This is a genomic window from Kitasatospora sp. NPDC004240 (genome assembly GCF_053603215.1).
This window is the reverse complement of the sequence record NZ_JBSGFD010000354.1, coordinates 1-4,986: the sequence shown is the minus strand read 5'-3', so window position 1 is coordinate 4,986 and position 4,986 is coordinate 1. Positions and strand designations below refer to the sequence as shown.

At 70.4% G+C, this 4,986-nt stretch carries 6 protein-coding genes; 2 read left to right on the top strand and 4 right to left on the bottom strand.

Annotated elements, in window-relative coordinates; genetic code table 11:
- Positions 1–53 precede the first annotated feature (53 nt).
- The 3 genes from ACWEQL_RS41015 to ACWEQL_RS41005 all read right to left on the bottom strand — a co-directional run bounded on the left by ACWEQL_RS41015 (position 54) and on the right by ACWEQL_RS41005 (position 2,249).
- Complete coding sequence (locus ACWEQL_RS41015; protein ID WP_452156496.1) at positions 54–1,355, bottom strand: M20 metallopeptidase family protein; 1,302 nt, start codon at positions 1,353–1,355, stop codon at positions 54–56.
- Between the two features lie 361 nt (positions 1,356–1,716).
- The gene (locus ACWEQL_RS41010; RefSeq protein ID WP_452156494.1) at positions 1,717–1,971 is read right to left on the bottom strand and encodes a Txe/YoeB family addiction module toxin; all 255 of its coding nucleotides are present in this window, start codon (positions 1,969–1,971) and stop codon (positions 1,717–1,719) included.
- Complete coding sequence (locus ACWEQL_RS41005; RefSeq protein ID WP_452156492.1) at positions 1,968–2,249, bottom strand: type II toxin-antitoxin system Phd/YefM family antitoxin; 282 nt, start codon at positions 2,247–2,249, stop codon at positions 1,968–1,970. The genes ACWEQL_RS41010 and ACWEQL_RS41005 overlap by 4 nt, the downstream gene beginning before the upstream one ends.
- A 368-nt stretch (positions 2,250–2,617) precedes the next feature.
- On the opposite strand from ACWEQL_RS41005, the gene ACWEQL_RS41000 reads away from it, so the two are divergent.
- Together ACWEQL_RS41000 and ACWEQL_RS40995 are read left to right on the top strand one after the other, a co-directional pair.
- Positions 2,618–2,887, top strand: a complete 270-nt coding sequence (locus ACWEQL_RS41000; protein WP_019434848.1) for a type II toxin-antitoxin system Phd/YefM family antitoxin — start codon at positions 2,618–2,620, stop codon at positions 2,885–2,887.
- Entirely contained in the window at positions 2,880–3,143 is a 264-nt protein-coding gene (locus tag ACWEQL_RS40995) for a type II toxin-antitoxin system RelE family toxin (protein ID WP_226076233.1), read from the top strand. Before ACWEQL_RS41000 ends, ACWEQL_RS40995 begins: the two co-directional genes overlap by 8 nt.
- Before the next feature lie 134 nt (positions 3,144–3,277).
- On the opposite strand, the gene ychF is transcribed toward ACWEQL_RS40995, so the two are convergent.
- A complete protein-coding gene (gene ychF / locus ACWEQL_RS40990; protein ID WP_452156490.1) occupies positions 3,278–4,351 on the bottom strand; it encodes a redox-regulated ATPase YchF in 1,074 nt (357 codons plus the stop codon).
- Positions 4,352–4,986 lie beyond the last annotated feature (635 nt).

Sequence of the window (4,986 nt, the reverse complement as noted above, 5' to 3'; positions counted from 1 at the left end):
CGTGCGCCTCCCGTACAGGGGGCGCACGGCCGGCGCGGACGCCGGGGTGACGGTCAGTCGCGGGCGCGGGCGGCCAGCCAGCCGGCCATCGCGCGGACGCCGACCCCGATGGCCCGCTCGTCCGGGGCGAACGCGAGGTAGTGCGGGAAGGCCTCCCTGATCCCGGCACCGGGGGCGCGCACGCCCAGGAAGCTGTAGGTACCGGGGATCTCGTCCAGGAAGAGCGCGAAGTCCTCGCCGTTGTACGGGAACGCGGCGTGCAGCGTGGTCACCGAGTCGCGCCCGAGCGTCCGGCGCAGGTGGCGGGCCGCCGCGTCGGCCTCCCGCTCCGGGCAGACCATCGCCGGGAACGGATCGCCCTGGAAGGTCAGCTCCGCGCCCGGCTCGGCCCGCACCAGCCGCCGGATGCCCTCGCGCACCTCCGTGTAGCGCTCCTCGGGCCAGCACCGGTAGGTGAACCGGACGACCGACCGCCCCTCGGTGTCGGGGCGCGGGAGGACCTGCGCGCGCGTCACCACGAACCGGGCCAGCGGCCCGTCCGGCGTCTGCACGTCCCGCACCATCCGCTCCCGGGCCTCGTCGTCGGTCGGGAACGGGACGGTGTTGAGCGCCGAGATCCCGGCGGCCAGCCGGCCGGCCGCCGCGGCCGCGTCCGGGCCGGTCACCGTGATGCTCCCGTTGTCCTGGCCCGGCAGCCCGACGCCCGGCGTCACCGCGATCCGCCCGACCGGGAACGGGCCGCAGTGCAGCGCGTGGATCTCCTCGACCGTCCCGTACTTCGTCAGCGCCCCGGCGGCGATCATCGCCCGGGCGCCCTGCAGCTTCTCCTCACCGGGCTGGAAGAGGAAGACCACCGTGCCGCGCAGCCGCCGCCGCAGGCCCGCGAGCACCAGCGCGACGCCGACCCCGACGGTGGTGTGGACGTCGTGCCCGCAGGCGTGCGAGGCCGGCCCGTCGCCGTCGGCGTACCCGCCCTGCGGCACGGCGTCCATGTCCGCGCGGTAGGCCACCGTACGGCCCGGCCGGTCGCCCCGCAGCACGGCGACCACGCCGTGCCCGCCGATCCCCGTGTGCACCTCGAGACCTGCGGCCCGCAGCCGCTCCGCCACCGCCGCGGCGGTGCCCTCCTCCTCGCCCGCCACCTCGGGGTCGGCGTGGAACCGGCGCCGCAGCGCGATCAGCTCCGCCTCCAACCGCGCGGCCGCGGCGTCGACGTCCGCCTGCCCCAGCGGGCGTCCGTGCCCCTCCGGTGCCGCGGCCGCCGCACCGGCCGGCAGCACCACCCCGGCCCCCGCCGCCGCGGTGGCCCCCAGCAGCACCCGCCGGCTCAGCCCGGGCCTGTTCGAACCGCTCATCTCTCCCCCAGCGTCCGTCCGCGACCCGCGCCCCCGCGTGCCGCCGCCCACGAAAGCCCTGACGCCCCCGCCGACTTGATCATCAGTCAATCAGAAGATGACGCCTGCCGATCAAGAGCCGAACAAGATCGAACAACTGAGAGGCTGCCCTCCGGTTCCACCCGCGACAGAGCACGGCAGAGCACGCCGGAGGCCGCCCACCCCGTACGGGAACGGGGACGGACGGCCTCCGGCGGAGGATCGGGCGAGGATCAGACGTTGAGGCGGAATTGCCATCACGCAGCTGCGACCTGCGGAAACGCTCCCCTCGGAGGACGAAGTCAGCACAGAACCAGCACGGTGACGCGGCCCTGACCGGCAATCAGTAGTGGTAGCGGGCCGTCAGAATGATGATCTCCCGGTCGGTGACCAGATAGACGAGGCGATGCTCGTCGTCGATCCGTCGCGACCAGGCCCCGGGCAGGTGGTACTTCAGTGGCTCGGGCTTGCCGATCCCGGTGAACGGGTCACGCAGGACGTCCTCGATGAGCCTGTTGATCCGGGCGAGCATCTTGCGGTCGCTCTTGAGCCAGGACGTGTAGTCCTCCCAGCCGCCCTCCTCGAAGACGAGCCTCACGCGGCACCCTTCTCGCCATCCGACGCATCAGGGTCGATGAGCTCCCGCTCGGAGAGTCCTGTGCCACCAAGCGCATTCTCGTACGCCTTGAGCAGCCGGCGGGCGTTCGCCGGCGAACGCAACAGGTAGGAGCCTTCACGCAGGGCTGCGTAGTCATCAGCCGAGACGAGTACGGCGTTCCCGTGCTTGGAGACGATCTCGATGGCCTCGTGATCGTCGTTGACCTTCTTGATCAACGGGAAGAGAGCCTTGCGCGCCTCGCTGGCAGTGATCGACATCGACTGAACTCCTCCCGGACTGGTACCACATAACGTACCACCGGGTAGAGGGCGGCGGGGCGAGAAGTCAGCACCAGGTCAGCACGGAAAGGAGAACGGGGCTCGCCTCAGGAGAGGCGAGCCCCGTTCGACCTGCGCGTTCGACAGATCGATCCAGCTCAAGGTGATTGAGCGATCAAACGTTGAAGCGGGACCTTCAGCACAGCGCTCCGACCTGCGAAAACACGGTTTCCGGAGCCCCCATCCAGCACCGACCCAGCACGGTGCAAGTTCATCCAGCACATCCAGCACACGCGACCGCGACGAAGTCCGTCGCCCGTACCGGGGACGCGTTGTGTACACATGAGTCACTCGGTACGCTTGGGCGCATGACGCAGCCGCTGCCCATAGAGTCCATCCGCGATGTGCGTGCCCACCTCGCCGAGGTCGTGGAGCGCGCCGATCGCGACGACGTGCCCACAGTGATCACGCGCCGGGGCAAGGAAGTCGCCGCCGTCGTCTCCATCGAGGTACTTCGCAAGTACCAGGAGTGGGAAGAGCGCGAGATCAATCGGATCATCGACGAGCGCATGGCGAACCCCGCGCCCGGCATCCCGATCGAGGACATCATGAGGGAGACGCTGGCACGCGGTGAGTGAGTACCGAACCGTCTTCCGCCCCGAGGCACAGGCCGAGCTTCGGAAGATCCCCCGCGACATGGCGCTGCGCATCCTGGCCAAGCTGACCGAGTTGGAGACCGACCCCCTCGGCTTCAACACCACCGCACTCGTGTCCCAGCCCGAACGGCGCCGCCTGCGCGTCGGCGACTACCGCGTCGTCTACACCATCGACAACGGAGAACTGGTGGTCTGGGTCGTTCACGTGGGACACCGGTCCACCGTTTACGACACCTGATTGCCGCTGACCACACGTCAGAGTATCCAGCACCCATCCAGCACGGTGACGACGAAGGGGTCGGACTCGATAGAGCCCGACCCCCTTCTGACTTGTGCGTTTGACTCAACGCCCAACGTGCAGTAAGTGCGCGACTACACGTTGAAGCGGAACTCCACCACGTCGCCGTCCTGCATGACGTACTCCTTGCCCTCGATGCGGGCCTTGCCCTTGGAGCGGGCCTCGGCGATGGAGCCGGTCTCGACCAGGTCGGCGAAGGAGATGACCTCGGCCTTGATGAAGCCCTTCTGGAAGTCGGTGTGGATCACACCGGCCGCCTCGGGGGCGGTCGCGCCCTTCTTGATGGTCCAGGCGCGGGTCTCCTTGGGGCCTGCGGTGAGGTAGGTCTGCAGGCCGAGGGTGGCGAAGCCGACCCGGGCGAGGGTGGCCAGACCGGGCTCCTCCTGGCCCATGGACTGGAGGAGTTCGAGGGCCTCGGCGTCGTCCAGCTCGATCAGCTCGGACTCGATCTTGGCGTTGAGGAAGATCGCCTCGGCGGGGGCGACCAGCTCGCGCTGGGCGTTCTTGAAGTCCTCGTCGGCCAGCTCGTCCTCGTCCACGTTGAAGACGTAGAGGAAGGGCTTGGCGGTCAGCAGGTGCAGTTCGCGGATCGGGGCGGTGTCGAAGCCGGCCTCGAAGAGGGTCTTGCCGGTCTCCAGGATCGCCTGCGCGGCCTCGGCGGCGGCCAGCACGGGGGCGGTGTCCTTCTTGAGGCGCGCCTCCTTCTGCAGGCGGGGCAGCACCTTCTCGACGGTCTGCAGGTCGGCCAGGATCAGCTCGGTGTGGATGGTCTCGATGTCGTCCTTGGGCGACACCTTGCCGTCCACGTGCACCACGTCCGGGTCGGTGAAGGCGCGCACGACCTGGCAGATCGCGTCCGACTCGCGGATGTTCGCGAGGAACTTGTTGCCCAGACCCTCACCCTCGCTGGCGCCGCGGACGATGCCCGCGATGTCGACGAAGTCCACGGTGGCCGGGAGGATCCGCTGCGAGCCGAAGATCTCGGCGAGCTTGGCCAGCCGCTCGTCCGGCACACCGACGACGCCCACGTTCGGCTCGATGGTGGCGAACGGGTAGTTGGCCGCCAGCACGTCGTTCTTGGTCAGGGCGTTGAACAGGGTCGACTTGCCGACGTTCGGCAGGCCGACGATTCCGATCGTGAGCGACATGAAGCGCAGTCCCGTGGGCTTGGAGGAGTTGGGTCGGCACCGTACGGGCCGATCCCCCAGTCTACGGGCAGCGGCCCACCCGCCCGCCGCGCCCTCGAAGGCCTCCGCAGGCCCGGCCGGACGGCCCTCAGGCCCGCTCGGGCTCCAGGAACTCCAGCCGGTGGCCCGGCGGGTCGCTGGAGCGGAAGCGCCGCCGGCACCGACGGCTCGGGCGGCTCGGCCATGCCCGGCACCCCCGACCGGAAGGCGCGGCACTCGTCCTGCGCGCCGGCCGGGATGTCCGGCCGGACGTGGTCGAGGCACTCGAAGGCGAAGCCGTCCGACAGGGTGAGGGGCCCTTTCGGTGATCGCCGGGGCTACTTGAGGACGATCACATCAGTACTCCGTCCGGAGACACGGGAGAAGCTCCCGGGCGACCATTACACAGTGTGGCGATGATCGGACCGTACGTTGGGCGGGTGGAGCAGAGCACCCGAACCCAGCCGCCAGGGCCCAGACGCCGTCCGCCGAGCGGCGCCACCGGCGCCGCCGTACCCGGGCCCGGGCGGGCTCTTGGGGCCACCGGGGGCCCCGCGGCGTCCGCCCCCCGGCCGCGCCCGGCCGCCGGCGTCCCGGCGCCCGCGGGCCGACGGCGG

Bases quoted from the DNA above. Each gene is read 5' to 3' on its own strand.
- ychF (WP_452156490.1), bottom strand. From the start codon at position 4,351: ATGTCGCTCACGATCGGAATCGTCGGCCTGCCGAACGTCGGCAAGTCG.
- ACWEQL_RS41015 (WP_452156496.1), bottom strand. From the start codon at position 1,355: ATGAGCGGTTCGAACAGGCCCGGGCTGAGCCGGCGGGTGCTGCTGGGG.
- ACWEQL_RS41000 (WP_019434848.1), top strand. From the start codon at position 2,618: ATGACGCAGCCGCTGCCCATAGAGTCCATCCGCGATGTGCGTGCCCAC.
- ACWEQL_RS41005 (WP_452156492.1), bottom strand. From the start codon at position 2,249: ATGTCGATCACTGCCAGCGAGGCGCGCAAGGCTCTCTTCCCGTTGATC.